Source organism: Streptomyces sp. NBC_00104, from assembly GCF_045160825.1.
Taxonomy (GTDB): Bacteria; Actinomycetota; Actinomycetes; order Streptomycetales; family Streptomycetaceae; genus Streptomyces.
Map to the genome: position 1 here is coordinate 85,929 of NZ_CP108215.1, position 24,526 is coordinate 110,454.

Here is a 24,526-nt window from a genome sequence, read left to right on the forward strand (position 1 = left end):
GCCGGGGACGCGGGTCAGGGGGTGCCGCGGCTCCGGCCGGCGGCCGTGTAGCGGCTGCGGTCCAGGCGGCGTGGGGAGCCGGGGGTGGCGGGGGTCGGCGGGGCGGGCTGCCGGGCGAGTTCGCTGAGGTAGGCGGCCTGTTCGGCGACGGTGGTGCGGGTGCGCAGCTCCGTCAGGGGTACGTGGACGTCGAAGGCGCGGCCCAGGAGGTGGGCGAGGCGGCTGAGCATCAGCGAGTGGCCGCCGAGGTCGAGGAATTCGTCGCTCACGGCGACTTCGGTGGTGGGCAGGACCTGCCGCCAGCAGGCGGCGACGCGCCGTTCGGGCTCGTCGCGCGGGGCGATCCGGCTGCCGGTGCGCAGTGCCGAGGCCGGGATGTGGGCGAGGCGGTGGCGGTCGAGTTTGCCGTGCCGGTTGCGTGGGAGTTCCTCCAGGACGGCGTACTGGCCGGGCACCATGTAGCCGGGCAGTTCGCGGCCGAGCCGGCGGCGGATGCCGCGCAGCCAGGGGGCGGGGTCGCCGTCGAGGGGCTGTTCGGGCACCAGGTAGGCGGCCAGGCGGCGGCCGGTGCCCTCGCCCAGTGCCAGGACGGCGGCGTCCTTGAGGGGGGCGACCGTGCGCAGTGCCTTCTCCACGTCGCCGAGTTCGATGCGGAATCCGCGGACCTTGACCTGGTGGTCGGTGCGGCCGATGAACTCCAGCTGTCCGTCGGGCCGCCACCGCACCAGGTCGCCGGTGCGGTACCGGGTGCGGCCGGGGCTGTCGGGGTCGGGCAGGAAGCGGGCGGCGGTCAGGTCGGCGCGGCCGGCGTAGCCGCGGGCGACTCCGGCGCCGCCGATGAGGAGTTCACCGGTGCCGCCCGGGGGCACCGGGCGCAGGTCGGCGTCGACGACGGCCAGGGTGGTGCCGCCGACGGGGCGGCCGATGGGCACCGGGTCGGTGGTGCCCGGCGGCAGTTCGGCGTAGGTGGAGTAGGTGGTGGTCTCACTGGGCCCGTACAGGTTGACCACGCGGACGCCGGGGAGGGTGTCGTGCAGGGTGCGCACCAGGCCGGCGGTGAGGGGTTCGCCGGCCACGTTGACGGTGCGCAGCGAGGCGGGCAGGGTGCCGCGCTCGGCGAGGGTGGCGACGGCCGAGGGCACGGTGTTGAGGAGGGTGGCGCCCCGGGCGTGGGCGGGGGCGTCGGACAGGTCCAGGACGCTGTCGAGGATGTGTACCTGGCAGCCGCGGGCCAGCGGCACGAACAGTTCGAACACCGACAGGTCGAAGGTGGTGGGGGTGACGGCGAGGGTGCGGGCCAGTTCGTCGTCCCGGTAGGCGCGGCCGGCCCAGCGGACCAGGTTGACGGCGCCGCGGTGGCGGATGACGACTCCTTTGGGGCGTCCGGTGGAGCCGGAGGTGAACAGCAGATACGCCGGGTCGTCGGGGCCGGTGGCGGTCTCCGGCACCGGGATGTGGGTCCGGTGTGCGTCGCGGAGGGCGGCGTCGAGGCCGACGAGGGTGACGGGCAGGAGGTGGTCGCGCTCCACGGCCACGGAGCCGGTGAGGACATGGCGGCAGCCCGCGTCCTGGAGGACGGCGGCGACACGGTCGGGCGGGGTGGCGGGGTCCAGCGGGAGATAGGCGGCGCCCGCGCGCAGCACACCGAGGAGTGCGGCGGGCAGGTCGCGGCCGCGGGGGGCGAGGACGCCGACGGTGCTGCCGGGGCCGCATCCGGCCGCGGCGAGGGCGGCGGCCACGCGGGCGGAGCGGTCGGCGAGTTCCCGGTAGCTGAGGCTGCCGTCGTAGGCGACGACGGCGGTGCGCCCCGGGTGGCGGCGGGCGGTGTCGAGCACCAGTTCGTGCAGCGTCGACTCGCCGTTCTCCGGCAGTGCCGGCCGGGACCAGCGCGCCATGCGGGCCCGCTGCTCGTCGTCGACGGCGCTGATGTCGTCGACGGCCCGGTCCGCTCCGGCGCTCAGGCCGTCGACGACGGCGGTGAAGGCCGTGGCGAACTGGCCGGCCAGCCAGTCGGCGTACCGGGCGGGGTCTGCCTCCACGCGGCCGGTGAGGGTGCCGTCGTTCTCGGTGAGGAGGGTGGTGAGGCCGAACGGGCCGATGCTCGGCGGGGTGACCGTCACGCCGAGGTGGAGGTCGCCGAGGCGCACGCCGGCGCCGAGGAGCCCGGTGCCGAGGCCGCGGGGGGCGCCGGGGGTGTCCTGCTGCAGCAGGAGGGCCGCGTCCGGTGCGGGGATGTCGGGGCCGTTGTCGGCGGCGGACAGGGCGACGAGTTCGGGGTGGCCGACGGTGTGGTGGGCGAGGGCGCCGCGCAGGGCGTGGGAGGCACGGGCGACCAGGTCGCCGACGGTGCCGGTGGCGGTGTCGAGGGGCACGGGGACGGTGGAGACGAGAAAGCCGACGGCGTGATGTGTGCCGGAGGTGCGGCCGTGCATCGGGACGCCGACAGGGACCCTGGCGGTGTTGGTGAGCCGGGCCAGGGTGAGGGACTGGGCGGCGAGCAGGACCGCGTACAGGGTGGCGCCGCATTCCTTGGCGAGGGCCTTCAGGGCCCGGGTGCGGGCGGCGTCCAGGGTGAGCGGGGCGTGGACGGCGGTGCGGGCCAGGCCCTTGCCCTCTTCGGTGTCCTTCTCGGGGCGGGTCTGGGCGGGCGGGAGCTGGAGAGGGTCGACGCCGTGGCCCCAGAGTTCGCGCCAGAACCGCCAGGCGCGAGCGGTGCGCCGGGGGTCGGGGCGGGCCGCGGGGGTGGCGGGCGGGGCGGGCAGTGCCGCCGCGGCGGTGGCGGGGTCCACCTCGGTGAGGAGGGCGGCGAGTTCGGTGGCGAGCACGCCGATCGACCACAGGTCGGCGACCGCGTGGTGGACGGTGACCGCGAGGTGGGCGCCGTAGGTGCCGCAGAGCACCATCTCGGCGTGGAACAGCGGGCCTTCGGTGAGGTCGGGGACGCGGCGGCAGTGTTCGTCGAGCAGGCCGAGGAGTTCGTCCTCGCCGGTGGCGAGGAGGCGGGTGAGCGCGCAGTAGCGGCCCCAGGTTGCGGCCGGGTCGGGGGCGGCGTCGATGACGCGGGTCCACTCCTGGCCGCGGCGCAGCAGGCGGCTGCGCAGCGCGGGGTGGCGGGCGACCAGGGCGTTCAGGGCGCGGGCGACGTGTTCGGGGGGGATCGCCTGCGGCAGGGCGAAGGCGATACCGAGGGACAGGCCGGGGGCGGCCGGGTCGAGTTCGTGGAGCAGGGCGAGGGACTCCTGGCCCGGGGTGAGGGGCGCCGGCCCGTCCGGGGCGGCGAGGGGTGCGCCGGCGGTGGGCGCGGACCGGATGAGTTCGGCGAGCCGGCCGGCGTCGACGCCGGCGAGCACGTCGGCGGGCGGCAGCAGGATCCGGAAGATCCGTGAGGTCTCGCCCGCCAGGCGGGCGGCGGTGAGGGAGTCCGGGGCCCACGCGGGGGCGTCGCCGCCTGGGCCCCCGGTGGGGGCGTCGCCGCCGCCGAAGTGGGCGATGACGGTGGCCGCGAGCGCGTGCAGCAGGTCGCCGTCGGCCGTGTGGGGGGCCGCCGGGTTCCCGGCCGGCCGGGGCCCGGTGCCGGGCGGGGGCGGGGAGGCGGCGCCGGGCGGGGGCGGGGAGGCGGCGCCGGGCGGGGGCGAGGAGACGAGGGCGGGCGGGGGCGGAGAGGCAACACCGGGCGAGAGCGAGGAGACGGCACCCGGCGGGGGCGAGGAGGCGAGGGCGGGCGGGGGCGGAGAGGCAACACCGGGCGGGGGCGGGGAGGCGGTGTCGCACCACAGTGTGTCGAGGGAGCCGTCGAGGTGTGCGGCGCGGGCGGCCCGGCGCCGCACCTTGCCGCTGGAGGTCTTGGGCAGGGTCGCGGGGCGGATGAGGTGGACGGCGGCGACGGGCACGGAGTGTTCGCGGGCCAGGGCCGCACGCACCGCGGCGGCGGTGCGGCGGGCTGCGGCCGGGTCGCCGGCAGCCTCCTTGCGCAGTTCGGCGACGAGGAGGATCTCCTCGCTGCCGTCGGGGCCGGGCAGTGCGCTGACGGCGACACAGCCCTTGCGGATCGCCGGGTCGGTGTCCTGCGCGGTGCGTTCGAGGTCCTGCGGGTGGATGTTGCGGCCGCGTACGACGATGACGTCCTTGACGCGGGCGACCGGCACCAGTTCGCCGTCGTCGGTGAGGAAGCCGAGGTCGCCGGTGCGGATCCAGGTCCTGGACGATCCGGCGACGCGCACGCCGAAGACCCGTGCGCTCTCCTCGGGTTCGTCGTGATAACCGGTGGCGACGCCGTCGGAGGCGACGAGGATTTCTCCGACGGTGCCGGCCGGGCGGCGGCTGCCGTCCAGGGGGTCGGCGATCAGCACGTCGGTGCCGGCGACCGGGGGGCCGCTGGTGACCAGTTCGGTGACGGCGGCGCCCTCCCGGGGCTCCTGGACGCGGCCTTGGGCCAGCGCGTCGGTGTCCGCGCGTACGGTGCGCGGCCCGGCGCCGGCCCGGGCGCCACTGACGATGAGGGTGGCCTCGGCCAGTCCGTAGCAGGGCAGGAAGACGTCCGGGCGCAGGCCGGCGGGGGCGAAGGTGTGCGCGAAGGCCCGCAGGGTTGCCGGGTCGACGGGTTCGGCGCCGCAGAAGGCGACCTCGAGGGCGCTCAGGTCGAGGGCGGCGATGTCCTGCCGCGTGGCGCGCCGGGTGGCCAGCGCGTAGCCGAAGTTGGGGGCACCGGTGTGTGTGGCCCTGGTCCGGTCGAGCAGCCGCAGCCAGCTCATCGGGTCGGCGAGGAACGACAGGGGCGACAGCAGGTGGACGGGGAAGCCGGTGAGCAGGGGGGTGAGGATGCCGCCGACGAGCCCCATGTCGTGGTAGGGCGGCAGCCACAGCGCGCCGGTGCTGGTGGGGCCGAGCCCGAACCGGCCGGTGATGGCGGCGACGTTGGCGAGCAGGTTGCGGTGCGCGACGACGACGCCGCGCGGGGTGCCGGTGGACCCGGAGGTGAACTGGATGAACAGCGGGTCGTCGGCGCGTACGGCGGGCTCGCGCCATGCGTCGGCGAGCGCGTCGTCGGCCGCGGTGTCGAGGAGCCGGGCGGGGTCGATGTGCGGCAGCCGCTCGGCGAACAGTGCGCGCAGCGGCTGGAGCAGGCCCGGTTCGGTGAGCAGGGTGGCGTCGGGGAGCTTGGCGAGGATCGCGCCGAGCCGGGTGAAGTCCCGCCGTACGTCTGCGGGGTTGGGCGGGTAGACGGGCGCGGCGGGCAGCCCGGCGTAGGTGGTGGCGAGGAAGGCGGTGAGGTAGTCGGGGCCCGGCTGCATCAGCAGCAGGACGGGCGCGTCGCCGTGGCGGCGCAGTCCGACCGCGAGTGCGCGGGCGGCGCGGTCCAGGCCGGCGCGGGTGAAGCGGGTCTCGTCGGGCCGGCCGAGCGCGGGCTGGGCGGGGAACACCGCGGCCACCGCGCCGGGGTCGCGGTCGCACGCCGACCGGATGGCGGCGAGCACCGTCTGCTCGTTCGTACGCGCATGCAAGGCGCTCGCCCTTTCCTCGATGCTTCTTCGCGGTCGTCGCGGCCCACGCGAAGGGGGCGTTCGGACGTGGCCCGGGACCCAGGACACCTGAACCGCCTTGCGCGGTCCCTGAGTGGAATTAGGGCGTCGCTGGACGAGGGGCTGAGCCTCGGTGCACCGCATGTTTCTTTTCCGGGGAATTCTGTTCGGCGCACCGTTTTCGGGTGATGGTTTGACGGGTTGGGACACGCGGCTTCCGTACGCGGGCACCCGAAATCACGAACGCACGTCATTCGGCACGTCGTTCGGCACTTTTTTCGGCACGTTTTTCGGCACGTTATTTCGAGAGGACAATCGCCATGCCTCGACCTTCTCCCGCCCCGGCCGGGGCGGGACGGCTTGCCGGACCGGCGGATGTGCTGGGGCTGCGCCGGATGGCGGCGGGGCTGAACCTGCTGCGCCGTCCGCTGCCCTTTCTGTGCCGGCTGCGGCGCGAGTACGGTGCCGTGTGCGCGCTGCCCGCGTCCCGGCCGCGCACGCTGTTCGCGTTCGGTCCCGAGCAGGCGCGTCAGGTCCTGACCGGCGCGGGCTTCGTGTCGGACTCCTTCCGGCACCTGCGGCTGCCCGCGGGCTCCCCGATGATGCTGTTGACCAGCGGGCTCCTGCGGTTGAACGGCACGGTGCACCGGCGGCACCGCCAGGCCATGCAGCGGGCCTTCTCGCCGCGGTACGTCAACGCCTACAGCGATGCCATCGTGCGGTTCACCGACGAGATGCTCGACCGGTGGCGGCCCGGCGCGCAGGTGGTGCTGCACGAGGAGCTGGCGCGGCTGGTGACCCGGATCTCCCTGGCCACGATGGCCGGGCTGGAGGATCCGGTGGCCGCCGAGCGCCTCAACGACAAGATGGTGCGGCTGGCCGCGGCGGCCGGTCATCCGCTGACCGCGCTGGTGCAGGTGCCGCTGCCGGGCACGCCGTACGCGCGGATGACCCGGCTGGCGGCCGAGATCGAGGAGATCCTGCGCGCCCTGGTCGCCGACCGTCGCGCCGGCGGGGCGGGCGGTGACCTGCTGGGCAGGCTGGCGGGGCCAGAGGGGCAGGAGGGGGAGCGGCTCACCGATGACGAGCTGCTCGGCGAGGCGTACACGGCGTTGTGCCACGACAGTGTGGCCTCCTCGCTGTTGTGGACCCTGGTCCTGCTCGACCAGCACCGCCCGTGGTGGCGGCGGCTGCGCGAGGAGGTGGTCCAGGTCGCCGGGCAGGCGCCGCCGACGCCCGCGACGCTGGCCCGGATGCCGGTGCTCGGCCGGGTCGTGAAGGAGAGTCTGCGGCTGATGCCGCCGGCGTCGTTCGGTGTGCGCTACGCCGACGAGGGGGCCGAGGTGGACGGGTGTCCGGTGCCGCGCGGCGCGATGGCGGTGGTGAGCTCCTTCGTGACGCACCGCGACCCGGCGACGTTCCCGCAGCCGCTGCGTTTTCGCCCGGAGCGCTGGGAGGACGCCAGGCCCGCGCAGCACGAGTACTTCCCCTTCGGGCTGGGTCGGCACAACTGCATCGGCCGGAACCTGGCGCTCCTGGAGATGCAGCTGGTGCTGACCCGGATCATGCAGCGGGCGCCCGTCGTCCTTCCGGCCGGCACGGTCATCGACCCGGTCGTGCGTATCTCCACGGTCCCCGGCGGCACGGTGCGGGCCCTGGTCACGGCGCCGGGAGCCGAGGCGCCGGCCTGTGTCCCGATATCCGGTTCGCTCACCGAGCTGGTCGCCCTGCCGCGCTGACGGCGAAAGTGTTCCTCAAGTAATTCTCAAGTGGCTTGCCGGTATGGCCCGTTATGGTGACGGGCGGCGTAAGAAGTGCACAGCAGGAAATTCGACGCCCGTGCCACGAAAGGGTTTGGAGACCAATGCTCGCCAACCTGTCCGAAGACGTCACCGACGTTCTGCGACGAGTACGAGTCTGTGAGCTCGCCACGCTTTCCAAGGAGGGGCGCTCCGTCGCCTGGCCCCTGGCGTATCTGTGGAAGCCCGAGCAGAACGAGATCGTGCTGAGCACGGGGGTGGCCTATCCGCGCAAGCTGGAGCACATCCACCGCGACGACCGGGTCTCCCTGCTCTTCTCCGACTTCACCGGCAGCGGTCTGCCCTCCACCACGGCTCCGGTGCTCGTCCAGGGCCGCGCCACCGCGCCGGACGAGCTGCACACCGCCGAGGGCCTGGAGGACTTCTGGGCCGAACTGTTCCGCAGGCAGCCCGACTCGCTGCACGGCGTCCTGTCCCCCGAGAGCCGGGAGATGACGCCCAAGGGCTACTGGTGGCGGGTGCGGATCACCGTCACCCCCGAGCGGGTGTGGACCTTTTCGAAGAACGAGACGGGCGAGCAGATCCTGGAGCGTGTGGCATGACGGCGTGGTCCGAACTCGACAAGTACCTGCACCTGTTCAGCCGTCCGGTGCTCTCCTTCGCGGACCTCGACGGGTACCCGTTCAGCCTGCGGGTGCAGCCGCGCCAGGACCGGGAGTCCTCGGTGATGGTGCTCGCGCTGCCGGAGGGCACCCCGGCCGCGGAGGGGCCGGCGTGGCTGCTCTGGCACAGCCACGACGAACGGCTCGGCTCGATCCAGCTGCTGTCGGTCACCGGCCGCCTGGCCCGGCACGGCGAGGGCTGGGGGTTCACGCCCGAGCGGGTCATTCCCGGGCCCGGTCTGGGCTCGGAGGGCTGGGCGGGCGTCGCCGAGGCCATGGAGCGTGAGACCGCGCGCTACCTCAAGGCGCGCGGGCTCACGCCTCCGGAGTCGATCCAGTGGGACAGGCTGGAGGAGATCGCCCGGTCCGTGCTGAAGGAGAGCCAGGACTTCAGCCCCTGACCCCGGCCCCGGCCCCTGCCCTGGGCCTGGGCCTGGGCCCGGCCACGGCGGGGCGGGCAGCCCTCACGGGAGCGGCGGGCCCCCTTCATGTGATGGGCCCTGCGTCTTGGTGATGTGCCCTGCGTCGACAGCGCCGGAAAGGCGGAGCAAGCCATGGCAGACCCCGGACACGTGCGCACCTTCAACCGGATCGCGCCGCGCTACGACGCCAAGTTCGGCAAGGACTGCGTGGCCGCCCACGACCTGGTGCTCGGCTGGGCCCAGCAGGCCCGTCTCGCCCCGGACACCGTGCTCGACATCGGCTGCGGCACCGGGCAGCTGCTGTCCGCGGCCGCCGAGCGGTGGCCGGGCGCCCGCCTGCACGGCGTGGACCCGGCCGAGGCGATGCTCGCCATCGCCGGCAAGCGGCTGCCCGCCGCTTCGCTCCACGCCGGCCGCGCCGAGAGGCTGCCGCTGCCGGACGGCGGTGTCGACCTGGTGCTCAGCACCACCTCGTTCGGCCACTGGACGGACGCGGAGGCGGGGCTCAGGGAGGTGCGGCGGGTGCTGCGCCCGGGCGGATCCGTCCTGATCGCCGAGCACGCCCCGCCGGGAGCGCTGCTCACCGTGGTCCTGAAGGCTCTGGGCCGGCTGCCCCGGCTGTACGGCGCCGAGGAGATGCGGGCCCTGGTACGGCGGGCCGGCCTCTGCCCGCGCCGGGCGGAGACCCACCCGGGCGTCTTCGTCGTCACCCACGCCGTACGCCCCGTATGACCGCTGCGGCCCGACAGGCACCTTCAGGAGCGCCGATGTCCACGTCCCCGTCCGTCCTCGTGGTGGGAGCCGGGCCCACCGGTCTCACGCTTGCCGCGGAGCTGTGCGCGGCAGGCCTCACCTGCCATGTGATCGACAAGCGGCCGGCGGCGTCCGACCGCTCCCGGGCCTTCGGTCTGCTCCCGCGCACCCTCGAACTGCTCGACCTGCGGGGCCGCGCCGAGCCGTTCGTGGAGCGGGGGCTGCCGTGGGCGCACGCCGCCCTGGGCGACGGCAAGGGCTGGCTGGACTACGGCAGGGCCGACACCCCCTTCCCGTACATGCTGGTCATCCCGCAACACCGGACCGAGGAGCAGCTGCGCCGCTGGGCGGTGGAGCGCGGCGCCCGCATCAGGCGTGGTGTCGAACTGACCGGGCTGCGGCAGGACGCCGGCGGTGTGAGCGCCGACCTCACCACCGCGGAGGGCACCACGGTGCTGCACACGGACTTCGTGGTCGGCTGCGACGGGGCGCACAGCACGGTGCGGCGGCTGGCCGGTATCCGGTTCGAGGGGTCGGCCTATGAGAGTTCGCTGATCGTCGCCGACGTGCGGCTCGCCGTCGAGCCCGACCCGGTGGTGTACGCGCGCATGGGGCGGCGCGGCATGGTGGTCCTCTTCCCGTTCGGTGACGGCACGTTCCGGCTGATCGTCCTGGACCGTGAGCGGATGGCGGTGCCGGTGGACACGCCGGTGACGGTGGCGGAGCTGCGGGACAGCTGCCGGTCGGTCCTGGGCACCGACTTCGGTCTGCACGACCCTTTGTGGATGTCCCGGTTCCGCAGCGAGCAGCGGCTCAGCGAGCGTTACCGGCTGGGCCGGGTGCTGCTCGCCGGTGACGCCGCGCACACCCATATCCCCTCCGGCGGCCAGGGGTTGCAGACGGGTGTCCAGGACGCGCTGAACCTGGGCTGGAAGCTCGCGGCCCATCTGCGGGGCCGCTGTCCCGCGCATGTCCTGGACACCTACCAGCGCGAGCGCCGCCCCATCGCCCGTGCCACGCTGCGCACGACGGATCTGCTCTACCGCTTCGAGGTGTCCAGGTCGCCCGCCGCGCGCGTGGTGCGTTCGCTGAGCACCCGGCTGATGGGGCTGCCCCTGGTGCAGTCCGCGGTCGTCGATCAGTTGTCCGGTCTCACGCTGCGGTATCCGCCGCTGCCCGGCGCCGTTGACGGCCCGGTGCACCGGCTCGTGGGGCGCCGGCTGCCGGATGCGGCGCTGCGGCCGGCCGGGGCCGGCCCCGGGCCCGGGGCCGGGCGGCTGTACGAGCTGTTCCGGGAGGGCACGTTCGTCCTGCTCGACCAGTCCGCGGGAGGTGTCTGCGCGGGTGCCGCCCAGGGGTGGGCCGACCGGGTCACCGTCGTACGGGGCCGGGCGGAGCGCACCGATCTGGCCGAGGCGCTGCTCGTGCGGCCGGACGGGTACATCGCCTGGGCCGGTCACGGCGGTGGCACCGGGCAGCTGCGGCACAGCCTGCGGTACTGGTGCGGCCCGGCCCGCCCGGGCGGCGGCGCCCGGGCGGGCGCCGGCGCCCGCGGGGGGACGGCCCCCGCCTGAGGCGGCGGCGTGAGGACCCACCGGTGCGGTGCCCCTCGCCTTCGGGCCCGCTCGGCGAGCAAAGGCACGGGCCGGCCGGTATGGCCGGCCCGTGCCGGTCAGCGGACGGCTTCCTCGGCCGGGCCCGGCTTCGCGGAGCCGCCGTCGCCGGTGCCTGCGCCGTCCGGCTGCCCCGCCCGTTCGCGGGGCAGCGCCAGGACGCAGACGACCATGAGGACGGGCAGTGTGAGGGACCACAGGAAACCCGCCCGGAACCCGTCGGTCAGCGCCTGCGGGCCGCCGCCGGCGGCGACCGCGGCCACCACGGTGTTCAGGGCCGCGAGGAAGACGGCCGCACCGATCTGCTGCGAGGTGCCCAGGATCCCGGAGGCGAGCCCCTGGTCCTCGTCGGCGACGCCGGTGGTGCACAGGATCATCGCCGGGGTGAAGCTGAGCGCCGCGCCCAGGCCGCTGAACAGCAGCCCGGGAAGCACCTGCACCCAGTAGGAGCCGTCGACGGTGACCAGGCTGAGCAGCAGCGCCCCGATCACGAGGCAGAGCGCGGAGACATGCAGCAGCGTCCGCACGCCGAACCTCTTCACCAGCGGCTGGATCCGCATCGACACCACCAGGATCAGCGCGGTGACCGGGACGAACCCCAGGCCGGCCGTCATCGGGCTCAGGCCGAGCACCTGCTGCAGGTAGAGGGTGGTGAGGAACACCGAGACGGTGCCCACGCCGGAGGTGAGCATGCACACCAGGTTGCCGTAGGCCACGTACCGGTTGCGGAACATCGACAGGCGGACCACGGGGTGGGCGGCCCGGGATTCGTGGAGGGTGAAGGCCACCAGGACGAGCAGCCCGCCGGCGCCGGTGGCCAGGACACTGGTGTCCAGGGCGTGTTCGGCCGCCCGGGTCACCGCGGTCACCAGCAGGACGACGCCCGCGGTGAGCAGCGCCGCGCCCGGCAGGTCGATGCGTCCCTGGGCGCGGGGCCGGTCCTTGCGCACATACGCCGCCACGGCGACGATCACGGCGATGCCGATGGGCACGTTGATCAGGAAGATGGAGCGCCATCCGGCCAGGTCGGTGAGGACTCCGCCGAGCAGTTGTCCGGCGATCGCGCCGCCCGAGGAGACGGCCCCCCAGATGCCGAGCGCCTTGTTGCGGTCCTCGCCCTCGCCGAAGCTGGTGGTGACCAGGGTCAGCGCGGCCGGGGAGACGAGGGCGGCGCCGAATCCCTGTACGGCGCGGGCGACGAAGAGCAGGCCGCCGCCGGGGGCCAGGCCGCATGCGGCGGAGGCGAGAGCGAAGACGGCCAGGCCGGCCAGGAGGATGCGCTTGGGTCCGAAGAGGTCGGCCGCGCGGCCCGCGGCGACCAGGAAGCCGCCGAAGGCCAGGCCGTAGGCGGTGGAGACCCACTGGATGTCCGCCGTGGAGACGCCCAGTTGGGACTGGATCGAGGGCACGGCCACCGCGACGACGGCGAGGTCCAGGATCAGCATGAACTGAGCCATGCAGAGCAGTGCGAGGAGTATCTTGCCCGCACCGTTGCTCGTGCCGGCTCGTGGGTCGGCCATGTGTGTCACCTTCTTGGTCGGGTATCGGATTTCCACCGGGGGTCGTTCACCGGAGGGGCGTTCACCGGCTCCGGTGGCGCCAGTCGGGCCGGTCGCCGGTCACATCCGTGAAGCCGTGCTCCTCGGCGAGCTCCCAACTGGCGTACAGGTCTCCCGACCTGCCGGGTGCGTGCGGGTCGGCGGCCGGCCGCGCCACACCGCGCCGCAGGTGGCGCGGGCTCGCGGAGAACGCGAAGAGCGCGTCGGCGGCGATCGCCTCGCGCCGGTTCTCCTCGCTCACCCCGACGTGGTCGGGCATCGCCTGCGAGCGCGGGAGTCCCGGGGTGACGGCCACGGCCGCGACGTGGTGCCGTGCCAGTTCCGCGGCCTGGGCGCGGGCGAGCCGGACCACCGCGTGTTCGGCCGGGTCGCAGCAGAGGTCGTCGCGGTGGCCGTCGGTGCCGCCGGCCTCCTGGACCAGGGCCGCGGTCTCCTCGGTGGTCTCCGGGCGGCCCCTCTCGAAGGGGGTGCCCGGCACAGGTGCGGCCGGTGACGTACACGGTCGCGCCGGCTGCGCCGGGTCCGGTGGCGATGCCGCGGCCGCAGCCGCGTGGCCGTCGGCGACGACGGCCACGCGGCCTTTGAGCGGGTGCCTGGAGCTCACACGATCCCCTGTGCGAAGGAGAACAGGCGGTGCGGGTCGTAGGTGCGCTTGACGGTGGTGAGCCGCTCGTAGTTCTCGCCGTAGTAGGAGGACTTCCAGTCGGTGAGCGCGGGGTCGATGAAGTTCTGGTAGCTCTCCTTGTTGGAGAGCGGGTCGATGACCGCGAAGGCCTTGTCGTCCCAGGCGCGGGCGGCCGCCTCGTCCTCCGGGGTGGGGCTGGGGTCGGACAGCCCCACCGAGAAGCCGGTGTAGAACTCGGTGTCCCGGTGGACGTACGCCGCCGCGGTGCGCTCGACGTCGTTGGCGGCGCCGCCGAAGGCGAAGAGGCTGAGGTAGCGGAACTGCCCGGGGCGCCGGTCGGCGTAGAAGACGTTCAGCATGTCGTGCAGGCCCTGGTCGGGGACGGGGCCGGAGAACATCCGGTTGCGGTCGAGCGCGAAGTTCTCCCGGGGCAGTTTCGCCTCGGGGGTGTAGCCGACGGTGTGGCACTGCTGCGGTGTCAGGTCGGCGCAGCCGTACCAGGACATCATGGCGTCGCGGTAGGACAGTTCCTTGATGTCCCGGGTCGCGGGTGCCGAACCGGCCATGGAGATCAGCGAGTCGAGGACCGCCGGGAACCTGTCCGGCGCGCCCAGCCAGGCGCCGTAGACCATGAGGTCGACGGCGTCGCTGCCGGCGTCGGTCATCTGCAGGCCCAGGGCCGCCCCCAGTTCGCGGGGGCCGTCGATCACCCAGTTCTGCCAGGCGGCCATGAGCCGCTGGGCGGCGTCGGCCGGCCAGGTGAGCTGGAAGTTCACCATGGAGCGCACGTCGAACGCCCGCATCTCGTAGCGGGTGACGACACCGAAGTTGCCGCCGCCTCCGCCGCGCATCGCCCAGAACAGGTCGGGGTGCTCCTTGGGGGAGGCCCGCACGACGCGCCCGTCGGCGAGGACGACCTGCGCGGAGACGAGGGTGTCGCACGCCATGCCGTACTGGCGGGTCAGCCAGCCCAGGCCGCCGCCCTGCACGAAGCCGCCGGGGCACACCCCGGGACAGATGCCGCTGGCCACGGCGATGCCCTGGGGGGCGAGTTGCTGGAGGACGTCGACCTGCTGGGCGGCGGGGCCCACGTGGACGGTGCGCGTGCCGAGGCGGACCGTATCGAGGCGGGAGAGGTTGAGCACCAGGCCGTCGGAGACGGAGTAGCCGCCGAAGCTGTGGCCGCCGCTGCGGATCGTCGGCCGGATCGCGTGGTCCTGCGCGAACTTCAGGGCCGTGCGGACGTCCTCGGTGTTGTCCAGGTAGGCGACGGCCTGCGGTCTGACCCGGTCGTAGTAGCCGATGTAGATCTTGCGGGCGCGGTCGTAGTCCGCCTCCCCCGGCAGGACGACGTCCCCCGACAGGTGGCGCCGCAGCGCGTTCCAGTCGGGGCCCGCGGCGCGGCGGCGGCCGGACGGCGCGGCCCCCGCGGTGGGGGCGGACAGGGCACCGCCGAGTGCGGTGGCGGCGCCGGCGCCTATGCCCAGGCGGACGGCTCCTCTGCGGTTGATCATGGTTCTCCCCCGGTTGTCGGCTGTGGTGCGGAAAAGGGCGGTGCGGGTGGGACAGGCGGGGCGCAGGGCCGGTTGTGGGTTCCTCGCCGGCCGTCGGCCTTGAGCACCGTAACGGGCCGCGCGGGGCAAAACGCCGTTTTCCGCCCGGACTCGAGCGGTCGTCGAGCGGAAGTCCAGCGGGCCGCCGGATGCCTGCCCGGCGGGGGCGTCTCAGAGGGGGGCGGCGTCGTGGCCGTGCACCGGGTGTCCCAGGCGGTAGACGCCGCGCACCTCGGTCAGCGCCGCCATGTCCAGGACCGGGTCGGCCCCCAGGACGAGCAGATCGGCGTCGGCGCCCGGCGCGAGGCGTCCCTTGCGGCCCTGGACCCCGCAGGCCTCGGCCGCCTCGCCGGTGACCATGCGCAGCGCGGCGGCACCGTCGACGCCGAGCCGCACGGCATCGCGCACGCCCTCGACGAGTGCGTCGTGGGGCTTGGTCGGCCCGATCCCGGCGTCCGAGCCCAGGACGATCCGGGCGCCCGCCGCCCTCAGCGGCGGCAGCACCGTCGCCAGGCACTGGAGCATCTTCGCGGCCAGCGGCGGCGCGGCGGCCCGGTCCGCGCAGACGTCCCCGGCCGTCAGCGAGGCGAAGGTCCCGGCGCTCACGAGCGCGTCGATGACGGCGGCCCGCGGACGGAAGCGGTCGCCCGTCATGAACGAGACGTGTTCGACCGTCGCGAAGCCCGCGCGCGCCGCGTCGAGGATGGCGGCCGGGGCGTGCGCGTGCGCGGCCGTGTTCATTCCCAGAGCGTGCGCCTGTTCGGCCACGGCCCGCAGTTCGTCCGCGGTGAACTGCCGCAGGGAGGGGTCGCTGCCCGGGGTGACGCTGCCGCCGCTGGCCATCACCTTCACCGTGTGGCAGCCGCGGTCGAACCGCTCGCGCACCGCGCGCCGCAGCGCGTGCGCCCCCGCGGTGCCGCCGCCGAGGAAGTGGCAGTGGCCCCGGGGCGTGGTCAAGGGGGGCCCGGCGGCGAGCAGTTCGGGCAGTTCGTGCCGGCGGGGTGCGGCGGCGTCGCGTACCGCCACGACCGCGTAGTCGCGGTCGCCCAGGTCCCGGACGGTGGTGATGCCCGCCCGCAGGGCGCGGGCGGCGGCCGCCCGGACGTTGGCGTGCAGGGTGGCCTGCGGGTCCGCGGTGACGGCGGCGACGGCGTCGGGCCCGGCGTTCCAGCACAGATGGCTGTGGGCGTCGATGAGCCCGGGCAGCAGGAAGGAGCCGGGCCCCAGTTCATGGACGGCCGCGTCGCAGGGGGGAGCGGTGTTGGCCGTCTCGACGCCGGTGATGACCCCCTGCCGTATGAAGACGGTGCCCGGTCCGCGCACCCGGTCACCGTCGAAGATGTTCGCGGCCCGGACGGCGGTCAGGCGGCCGGGCTCGGCAGGGGCGGGTGGGTGCACGGTCGGCTCCGTCTTCTTCTCGCGTGCGGGCCGGGGCCCGGGGCCCGGTGGCGGACGCCGCGGCCGGGCCGCCGGCCCCGGGGGGGTGAGGGCCGGCGGCCGGCGGTCGCGGGGGGGGCTGGTTCCCCAAGTGAAGCGGGGTCCGCCCGGCAGGGCCACGGTCCCCCACCGGGGCTCGAGCGATCCTGGAGGGCACGGGGCGCACGGGGCGCACGGGGCGGGGGCGCGTCCGGCCGGCCAGGACACGGACGTCGGCCGGGCGGTGGCCGTGTCACCATCGGCCGGCGGTGGCCGCCGGCCCCGCTGCACCAGCGGTGCAGTTTCGCTCGGGGATCCGTCGAGCACGGCGCGGAATTCGCGGCGGATGTCCTCCTCTGTCCCGTGTGGGACCGCCTCCCCCCGGGGTGACGCACGTAGCGTGCCAGGCGACGCATGCCAGGGGAGGATCACATGGACAGCAGCACGATCGCGGTCGTCACCGGTGCGGCGCGCGGCATCGGCCGGGGCACGGCGCTCGTCCTCGGCGAGGCCGGCGCGACCGTCTACGTCACCGACCGGGAGTCCCGCGGGCGGCGCTACAGCGACCTGCCGGGAACCGTGGAGGACACGGCCGAGCAGGTGACGGCCCGTGGCGGCACGGGGATCGGGGTGGTCGTCGATCACGCCGACGACAAGGCGGTGGCCGCCCTGTTCGACCGGATCCGTGCCGAACAGGGCGGCATCGACCTCATGGTCGCCAACGCCTTCAACGGCAACGCGCTGCCCTTCGTGGGCGGGCCGTTCTGGACACTGCCGCTGGAACACTGGTCGAACATGGTCGACGTCGGTGTCCGCAGCCACATGGTCTCCGCCTGGCACGCCGCACCGCTGCTCATCGAGCGTCGCGGCCTGCTGGTCTTCACCGGCTACACCGATCCCGGCTCCGAGGTCCTGGGCGGGCACGTGTTCTACGACCTGGCGATGACGGCCGTGAGCCGGCTCGCCCGCACCGTCGCGCACGACCTGCGCCCGCACGGCGCCACGGCGCTGGCGCTCTCGCCGGGGTTCACCCGCACCGAGGCGGTCATGGCGGCGACCAGCGCGGACCGGATTCCGGCGGACACCGACTCGCTGGAATTCCCCGGCCGCGCAATCCACGCGCTGTTCGAGAGCGCGCACCTCGACCGGTACGCGGGGCGGACCGTTCCGGTCGCGGAACTCGCCTCGGCCTTCAAGCTCCGCGACATCGACGCCTAGGGGCTTCTGACGGAGCTCCGTGGAAGAAGGAGCGGCGGTCGGTGCGTGCTCCCGGCGTGCCGGGCGGAAGTCCTCGTAGCGGAGCTAGTCGGGCTTTCGTCCGGTGCGGCGAGAGTGCGTGCCGGGCGTCGCGACGCCGCGGAGATCCATCAGAAGCCCCCTAGCCGCCCGCACCGCGCTCCCGCGCGGTGCGGGTCCGGCGGCTCCACGGACGGTCAAGCCCGCCTCGACCGGCGCGGTCGTGACCGGACCGATACTGCCGATGTCCGTGCACCGTTCCGCCGTGCACGGCGACCACTTCGACCAGGGAGGGCCGCGGTGCCCCTGTTGACCCGTCCCCTGCCCCGTCCCCGAGCGCGGCGCAGACGCCTGGGCGCGCTCGTGGCCGCCGCCGGGCTCCTGTGCACGCTCCTGACGACGACTCAGGCGGGTGCGGCCCCCGGCCCCGGCACCACCGCGCCGTCCCCGGGCGGCGTCCCGGCTCCCGACGGGATCGTCCACTCGGCCAACATCGAACCCGTGGCCAGTCTCCCCAACCAGGCGCTGCCGGGCTTCAACACGGATATCGCCTTCCAGGGGAGGTACGCCTTCGCGGGCAACTTCGACGGTTTCCGGATCTTCGACATGAGCGTGCCCGCGTCCCCGAAGACCGTCGCCCAGGTCTTCTGCCCGGGCTGGCAGAACGACATATCCGTCTCAGGGAACCTGCTCTTCCTGTCCACCGACTCCTCGCGCAGCGACGACTCCTGCGCCAGCACCGAACAGCCGGAGACCGAGAAGTCCTCCTGGGAGGGCATGAAGGTCTTCGACATCAGCGACAAGGCGAACCCGAAGTACGTCGCCGCCGTCGAGACCCCCTGCGGCTCGCACACCCACACCCTGGTGCCCGAGCGCCGGAGCGTCTACATCTACGTCTCCTCCTACGGCCCCAGCGCCACCTACCCCGACTGCCGGCCGCCGCTCGACGGCATCTCGGTCATCAAGGTGCCGCGCGGCGCCCCGCACAAGGCCGCCGTGGTCGGCTTCCCGGTGCTCTTCCCCGGCGACGGACCGGACGGCGGCGGCAACCCGGGCGAGCCCACCCACCCGGGCGTCACCAAGACCACCGGCTGCCACGACATCACCGTGCTGCCCTCCGAGGACCTCGCGGCAGGCGCCTGCATGGGCGACGGCGTCCTCCTCGACATCGCCGACCCCGAGCGCCCCCGGGTCATCGACCAGGTCCAGGACAACGTCAACTTCGCGTTCTGGCACTCGGCGACCTTCAACCAGAAAGCCGACAAGGTCGTCTTCACCGACGAGCTGGGCGGCGGCGGCGCGGCCACCTGCAACGCGGAGATCGGACCCGACCGAGGCGCCGACGGCATCTACGACATCGTCGGCAAGGGCGACCGGCGCAAGCTCGTCTTCAGGAGCTACTACAAGATCCCGCGCCACCAGACGGCCACCGAGAACTGCGTCGCCCACAACGGCTCACTGATCCCGGTCAAGGGCAAGGACATCATGGTCCAGGCCTGGTACCAGGGCGGTGTCTCCGTCTGGGACTTCACCGACTCCGCCAGGCCCAGGGAGATCGCCTACTTCGAGCGCGGCCCGCTCACCACGGACGCCGTCGCATGGGGCGGCTCGTGGTCGGCGTACTACTACAACGGCCACATCTACTCGAGCGACCTGGTCAAGGGGCTCGACGTCCTGAAGATCAACGACAGGCGGACCGACCCCGCGCGGAAGATCCGGCTGCGCGAGCTCAACGTGCAGACCCAGCCGGACTACTTCGGCGCCGACGACTGACCGCGCACGGGGGCCGGCGCAAACGCGGCCGCGGGCACGGGTTCCGGCACGGACGCCCGGCCCTCGGCGCCGGGTGCCGGCGCCGAGGGCCGGGCGCTCACACGCCGCTGGCGGCGGGACGGTCGTCGCGGGGCGCGGCGGGCAGGCGGCGCGGGGACGTGCCGGCCCGGTAGCGGGCCGGGCGGACGGTACCGGGCAGGACGCGTGCGGGCAGCGGTGGCGCTCCGCAGTCGGCGGCCAGGTGCCGGGCGCGCCGCAGGACCCCGCCGGCGGTGAAGTCGTCCCCCAGGTCGTGCAGGCAGTCCCCCAGGTCGGCCAGCGCACGGGCGAGCTCCGGGCGGTCGGCGCAGGCGCGCAGTTCGACGATCGCCCGGGCGAGCGTGGCCGGCCGCCGGGCCGGTTCCTCGGTGGCCGCCAGCAGACGCAAGGCGACGCCCCGGTACCTGGGGCCGAGGACGGCGGTGCGGGCGAGCTGTTCGCGGACCAGTTCCGCGGCCTGCCGGCAGCGGCCCAGCCCCAGCAGGGCCTCGGCCGCGTCGGTCCGCCAGGGAAGGTGCAAGAACAGGCCCGCGTCGGGACGGTTCACCCCTCCCCCGGTCCGCCGGAAGTCGGCGAGGGCCTCCGCGGGGCGCCGCACGGCCAGGCGGTGCCGGCCGCGGGCCCTGAGGTACGGCAGGGCGTACGCCGTGGACGGCAGCGGTCCGCGGGCGGCGTCGCGCAGTTGCCGGTCCGCCTCCTCGTACCGGCCCGTCTCGGTCAGTGTCTGCGCCAGGACCGCCGCCGGCCACAGCACCAGGGCACCGCCGGGCGGGGCGGCCCGTACCGCGGCGGCGGCCTCACGCTCGGCCCACCCGGCGTCGCCCAGGCACAGCAGGGACTCCGCGCGCAGCGCGCCGAACGCGGCCTGCCAGCCGGGTGTCCTGGCGTGCGGGGCACCCCCGAGCAGGTGTGCGCAGCGGTCGGCCGCCCGGCGCGGGTCGCCGGACAGCAGCAGGGCCTGGGCGTCCCGCAGCCGGGGCTCGGACAGCATCGGGCACGGCGGGAGCTGCGCGTGGAGGGCCATGGCGCCAAGTGAACCCCGGGCCCGTGGCAGGGGCCACGGATCTCGAGCGCGGCTCAAGCGGTCCTGCGGGCCCCGCCCCGCCCCGTCCCGCCCCGTCCGGTGCGGCCGGTCCAGTGCGGTGCGGTGCGGCGGGGTGCGGTGCCTGCCGTGCGCGCCGCCCGTGCCGATCCGGTGTCAGCGGGCGGCCGAGAGGGCGTGGGGACCGCGCAGGGCGCGGTGGATGTTCCGGTGGATCTCCAGGGTCGCGGTGGACCGGTTGAGAGTGATGTAGTGCAGGCCGGGAGCGCCCTCGGCCAGCAGCCGTTCGGCCATGGCGGTGGCGTGCTCGACGCCGACGCGGTGTCCGTCCGCCGGGTTGCCGCGGCAGGCGTCCAGCCTTCGGGCGAGGTCGTCGGGGAAGGTGGCGTGGGACAGTTCGGCGAACCGCGCGATCTGCCGGACGTCGGTCGCGGGCATGATCTCGGGGATGACCGGGGTGTCGCAGCCCGCCGCCGCGACCCGGTCGCGCAACCGCAGGTAGTCCTCCGCCCGGAAGAACATCTGGGTGACGGCGTAGTCGGCGCCCGCACGGCACTTGGCCACGAAGTGGCGGATGTCGGTGTCCCAGTCGGGCGAACGGGGGTGGCGCTCGGGGAAGGCGGCCACGCCCACGCTGAAGCCGCCCGACCTGCGCACCAGCGAGACCAGTTCGTGGGCGTGGGTGAAGCCCCCGGGATGCGGGACCCAGGGCGCGTTCGGGTCGCCCGGCGGGTCGCCGCGCAGTGCGAGCACGTCGCGCACGCCCGCGTCCGCGTACTGGCCGATGATGTGTCTCAGCTCGTCGGCGGAGTGGCCCACGGCGGTCAGGTGCGCCACGGGCCGCAGCGTGGTCTGGGCGGCGATGCGTTTGGTGACCTCGATCGTGCGCTCCCGCGAGGAGCCGCCGGCCCCGTAGGTGACCGAGACGAAGGTGGGGGCGAGCGGTTCGATCCGGCGGATCGCGTTCCACAGCGTCCGGGTCCCGGCGTGTGTCTTCGGCGGGAAGAACTCGAAGGAGACGGAGTGGGCGCCGCCCGCCAGGATCTCCCGCAGGGTGCTCAAGGCCGGCCCCCCGCGCTGAAATAGCCCGCCTCGGGGTGGTGGACCACGAGGGCGTCGGTGGACTGTTCGGGATGCAGCTGGAACTCCTGCGACAGGCGCACACCGATGCGTTCCGGCTGCAGCAGTTCAGCGATCTTGGCGCGGTCCTCCAGGTCGGGGCAGGCCGGGTAGCCCAGGGAGTAGCGGCACCCCTGGTACTCGGTGCGCAACAGGCCGTCCAGTGAGCGGGCGTCGCCGGCGGCGATACCGAGTTCGGCGCGCACCCGGGCGTGCCAGTACTCGGCGAGTGCCTCGGCCAGCTGCACGGACAGCCCGTGCAGTTCGAGGTAGTCGCGGTAGGCGTCGGCCTCGAAGAGCCTGGCGGTCTCCTCGCCGATGCGGGAGCCGACGGTGACGACCTGGAGGCCGACGACGTCCATCTCGCCGGAGTCCTCGGGGCGGAAGAAGTCGGCCAGGCACAGCCGGCGGCCGCGGCGCTGGCGGGGGAAGGAGAAGCGGGTGCGTTCGTTGCCCTGCTCGTCCAGGATGATCAGGTCGTCGCCCTTGGAGACGCAGGGGAAGTAGCCGTGGACGACGGCCGCTTCGAGGAGGTTGCCGGTCTGGAGCCGGTCCAGCAGGCCGCGCAGGCGGGGCCGGCCCTCGGTCTCGACCAGCTCCTTGGTCAGGCCCCACTGGCCGCGGAACAGCGCGGTCTCGTCGAGCCAGGCCGCGTACTCCTTGAGCTGGATGCCCTTGACGACGCGGGTGCCCCGGAACGGGGGTGTGGGGACGGGGTTGTCGGTGGCCACGTCGGAGCGGACGTGCCCCTCCTCCGGGCGCTCCTCGACCGCGGTGGCCGTGGCCGTCGCCCGTACCCGGCGCTGCCTGAGCTCGGGCAGCTTCGCGCCCGGCACGCCCCGTTTGACGCCGATCAGGGCGTCCATCAGCCGCAGCCCCTCGAACGCGTCCCGGGCGTAGCGGACCTCGCCCTCGTAGATCTCGTGCAGGTCCTGCTCGACATAGGCGCGGGTCAGGGCGGCCCCGCCGAGGATGACCGGGTAGTCGGCGGCCAGCTTGCGCTGGTTGAGCTCCTGAAGGTTCTCCTTCATGATCACCGTGGACTTGACCAGCAGCCCGGACATCCCGATCACATCGGCCCGGTGCTCCTTGGCGGCGTCCAGGATCGCCGAGACCGGCTGCTTGATACCGAGATTGACCACCGTGTAGCCGTTGTTGGACAGAATGATGTCCACGAGGTTCTTGCCGATGTCATGGACGTCACCGCGCACCGTGGCCAGCACGATGGTGCCCTTGCCCTCGTCGTCGGTCTTCTCCATGTGCGGCTCCAGATGCGCCACCGCACTCTTCATGACCTCGGCGGACTGCAGCACGAACGGCAGCTGCATCTGGCCGGAGCCGAACAGCTCACCGACCACCTTCATCCCGTCCAGCAGCGTGTCGTTGACGATGTCCAGCGCCGGCCGCTCCCGCAGGGCCGCGTCCAGGTCGGCCTCCAGGCCGTTCTTCTCACCGTCGATGATGCGGCGCTTGAGCCGCTCCTCCAGCGGCAGCGCCGCCAGCTCCTCGGCCTTGCCCGCCTTCAGCGACCTGGCGGTGGCGCCCTCGAACAGCGCCATCAGCTTCTGCAGCGGGTCATACCCCTCGGCCCGCCGGTCATGGATGAGGTCCAGAGCGGTGGTGACCTCCTCCTCGCTGAAGCGGGCGATCGGCAGGATCTTCGAGGCGTGCACGATCGCCGAGTCCAGGCCCGCCTTCACACACTCGTCCAGGAAGACGGAGTTCAGCAGGATCCGGGCGGCCGGGTTCAGACCGAAGGAGATGTTCGACAGCCCCAGCGTGGTCTGCACCTGCGGATGGCGGCGCTTGAGCTCACGGATCGCCTCGATGGTGGCGATACCGTCCCCGCGGGACTCCTCCTGACCGGTACAGATCGTGAAGGTCAGGGTGTCGATGAGGATGTCCGACTCGTGGATACCCCAGTTCCCGGTCAGATCCGCGATCAGCCGTTCGGCGATCTCGACCTTCTTCTGCGGGGTGCGGGCCTGCCCCTCCTCGTCGATGGTCAGCGCGATCAGCGCCGCCCCGTGCTCCCGCGCCAGCTGCGTGACCTTCGCGAAGCGGGAGGCGGGGCCGTCACCGTCCTCGTAGTTGACGGAGTTGATGACCGCCCGCCCGCCCAGCTTCTCCAGCCCGGCCCTAATGACGGGCACCTCGGTGGAGTCCAAAACGATGGGCAGGGTCGAGGCGGTGGCGAACCGGCCGGCCAGCTCGGCCATGTCGGCCACACCGTCACGGCCCACATAGTCCACACACAGGTCGAGCATGTGGGCGCCCTCACGGATCTGGTCGCGGGCCATCTCCACACAGTCGTCCCAGCGGGCCTCCAGCATCGCCTCACGGAACTTCTTCGACCCGTTGGCGTTCGTCCGCTCCCCGATCGCCATGTACGCGGTGTCCTGGCGGAAGGGCACGCTCTGGTAGAGGGAGGCGGCACCCGGCTCGGGACGCGCCTCGCGCGGGGCGGGCGTGAGGCCACGGACCCGCTCCACCACCTGCCGCAGATGCTCGGGCGTGGTCCCGCAGCAACCGCCGACCAGGGACAGACCGTACTCGCGGACGAAGTTCTCCTGGGCGTCGGCCAGGCCCTTGGGACCGAGGGGGAAGTGGGCGCCGTCCCTGGTCAGTACCGGCAGGCCGGCGTTGGGCATGCACAGCAGCGGGATGCGGGAGTGGCGGGCCAGATGGCGCAGGTGCTCGCTCATCTCGGCGGGGCCGGTCGAGCAGTTCAGGCCGATCATGTCGATGCCCAGCGGCTCCAGCGCGGTCAGCGCGGCGCCGATCTCCGAGCCCAGCAGCATGGTGCCGGTCGTCTCGAACGCCAGCGACACCAGCAGGGGAACCTGGGCGCCCGCCGCCCGCATCGCGCGGCGGGCGCCCAGGACGGCGGCCTTCGTCTGGAGCAGGTCCTGCGTGGTCTCCACGATCAGCGCGTCCGCGCCGCCGGCGAGCAGGCCCTCCGCGTTGGCCTGGAAACCGTCCCGGATCGTCGTGTACCCGATGTGGCCCAGGGTGGGCAGTTTGGTGCCCGGGCCGATGGAGCCCAGCACCCACCGCTGCCGGCCGTCGCGGGCGGTGTACTCGTCCGCCGTCTCGCGGGCGATCCGCGCCCCCGCCTCGGACAGTTCGTGCACACGATCGGGGATGTCGTACTCCGCCAGGGCCGCGTGGTTCGCGCCGAAGGTGTTGGTCTCCACGCAGTCCACACCCGCCTCGAAGTACGCGGCGTGCACCGAGCGCACGATGTCGGGGCGGGTGGCGTTGAGGACCTCGTTGCAGCCCTCCAGCTGCTGGAAGTCCTCCATGGTCGGGTCCTGCGCCTGCAGCATCGTGCCCATCGCGCCGTCGGCGACCACCACACGGGTGGCCAGCGCCTCGCGCAGGGCGTCCGTCCGGGTCGTGTTCACTACGCCTCCCTCGGGCTGGGGCGGCCGG

General features: G+C 73.9%; 15 protein-coding genes. 7 read left to right on the top strand and 8 right to left on the bottom strand.

Annotated features, from left to right (window positions below):
* Positions 1-14: 14 nt before the first annotated feature.
* Complete coding sequence (locus OG272_RS00265) at positions 15-5,501, bottom strand: amino acid adenylation domain-containing protein (RefSeq protein ID WP_405892091.1); 5,487 nt, start codon at positions 5,499-5,501, stop codon at positions 15-17.
* A 338-nt stretch (positions 5,502-5,839) separates the two neighbouring features.
* Between OG272_RS00265 and OG272_RS00270 the strand changes: the two genes are divergently transcribed.
* The 5 genes from OG272_RS00270 (at position 5,840) to OG272_RS00290 (ending at position 10,690) form a co-directional block, all read left to right on the top strand.
* Positions 5,840-7,258, top strand: coding sequence for a cytochrome P450 (locus OG272_RS00270; RefSeq protein WP_405892093.1), 1,419 nt, complete (start codon positions 5,840-5,842; stop codon positions 7,256-7,258).
* 125 nt (positions 7,259-7,383) lie between these two features.
* Complete coding sequence (locus tag OG272_RS00275; protein ID WP_326585323.1) at positions 7,384-7,881, top strand: pyridoxamine 5'-phosphate oxidase family protein; 498 nt, start codon at positions 7,384-7,386, stop codon at positions 7,879-7,881.
* Complete coding sequence (locus OG272_RS00280) at positions 7,878-8,342, top strand: hypothetical protein (protein ID WP_326585322.1); 465 nt, start codon at positions 7,878-7,880, stop codon at positions 8,340-8,342. Before OG272_RS00275 ends, OG272_RS00280 begins: the two co-directional genes overlap by 4 nt.
* Positions 8,343-8,495: 153 nt before the next feature.
* Complete coding sequence (locus OG272_RS00285; RefSeq protein ID WP_326585321.1) at positions 8,496-9,095, top strand: class I SAM-dependent methyltransferase; 600 nt, start codon at positions 8,496-8,498, stop codon at positions 9,093-9,095.
* Between the two features lie 35 nt (positions 9,096-9,130).
* Positions 9,131-10,690: an FAD-dependent oxidoreductase gene (locus OG272_RS00290; protein ID WP_327726221.1), complete on the top strand. Its 1,560-nt coding sequence runs from the start codon at positions 9,131-9,133 to the stop codon at positions 10,688-10,690.
* A gap of 98 nt (positions 10,691-10,788) precedes the next feature.
* Here OG272_RS00290 and OG272_RS00295 read toward each other — a convergent pair whose 3' ends face one another.
* From OG272_RS00295 to OG272_RS00310, 4 genes are all read right to left on the bottom strand, one after another.
* A complete protein-coding gene (locus OG272_RS00295; RefSeq protein ID WP_327726222.1) occupies positions 10,789-12,249 on the bottom strand; it encodes an MFS transporter in 1,461 nt (486 codons plus the stop codon).
* Between the two features lie 61 nt (positions 12,250-12,310).
* Complete coding sequence (locus OG272_RS00300) at positions 12,311-12,892, bottom strand: hypothetical protein (RefSeq protein ID WP_405892097.1); 582 nt, start codon at positions 12,890-12,892, stop codon at positions 12,311-12,313.
* Positions 12,889-14,427: an FAD-binding oxidoreductase gene (locus tag OG272_RS00305; RefSeq protein WP_326585317.1), complete on the bottom strand. Its 1,539-nt coding sequence runs from the start codon at positions 14,425-14,427 to the stop codon at positions 12,889-12,891. The genes OG272_RS00300 and OG272_RS00305 overlap by 4 nt, the downstream gene beginning before the upstream one ends.
* A 210-nt stretch (positions 14,428-14,637) precedes the next feature.
* On the bottom strand, positions 14,638-15,864 hold the full coding sequence (locus tag OG272_RS00310) for an amidohydrolase family protein (protein ID WP_327726224.1): 1,227 nt from the start codon (positions 15,862-15,864) through the stop codon (positions 14,638-14,640).
* Positions 15,865-16,314: 450 nt separating this feature from the next.
* Between OG272_RS00310 and OG272_RS00315 the strand changes: the two genes are divergently transcribed.
* Positions 16,315-17,100: an SDR family oxidoreductase gene (locus OG272_RS00315; RefSeq protein WP_326585315.1), complete on the top strand. Its 786-nt coding sequence runs from the start codon at positions 16,315-16,317 to the stop codon at positions 17,098-17,100.
* A 318-nt stretch (positions 17,101-17,418) separates the two neighbouring features.
* Positions 17,419-18,891, top strand: a complete 1,473-nt coding sequence (locus tag OG272_RS00320; RefSeq protein ID WP_405892099.1) for an LVIVD repeat-containing protein — start codon at positions 17,419-17,421, stop codon at positions 18,889-18,891.
* Between the two features lie 97 nt (positions 18,892-18,988).
* Here OG272_RS00320 and OG272_RS00325 read toward each other — a convergent pair whose 3' ends face one another.
* From OG272_RS00325 to metH, 3 genes are all read right to left on the bottom strand, one after another.
* Positions 18,989-19,954, bottom strand: a complete 966-nt coding sequence (locus OG272_RS00325; protein ID WP_327726225.1) for a hypothetical protein — start codon at positions 19,952-19,954, stop codon at positions 18,989-18,991.
* A gap of 174 nt (positions 19,955-20,128) precedes the next feature.
* Positions 20,129-21,034: a methylenetetrahydrofolate reductase [NAD(P)H] gene (metF, locus tag OG272_RS00330; RefSeq protein WP_326585313.1), complete on the bottom strand. Its 906-nt coding sequence runs from the start codon at positions 21,032-21,034 to the stop codon at positions 20,129-20,131.
* Positions 21,031-24,498: a methionine synthase gene (gene metH / locus OG272_RS00335; protein WP_405892102.1), complete on the bottom strand. Its 3,468-nt coding sequence runs from the start codon at positions 24,496-24,498 to the stop codon at positions 21,031-21,033. Before metH ends, metF begins: the two co-directional genes overlap by 4 nt.
* Between the last annotated feature and the right edge of the window lie 28 nt (positions 24,499-24,526).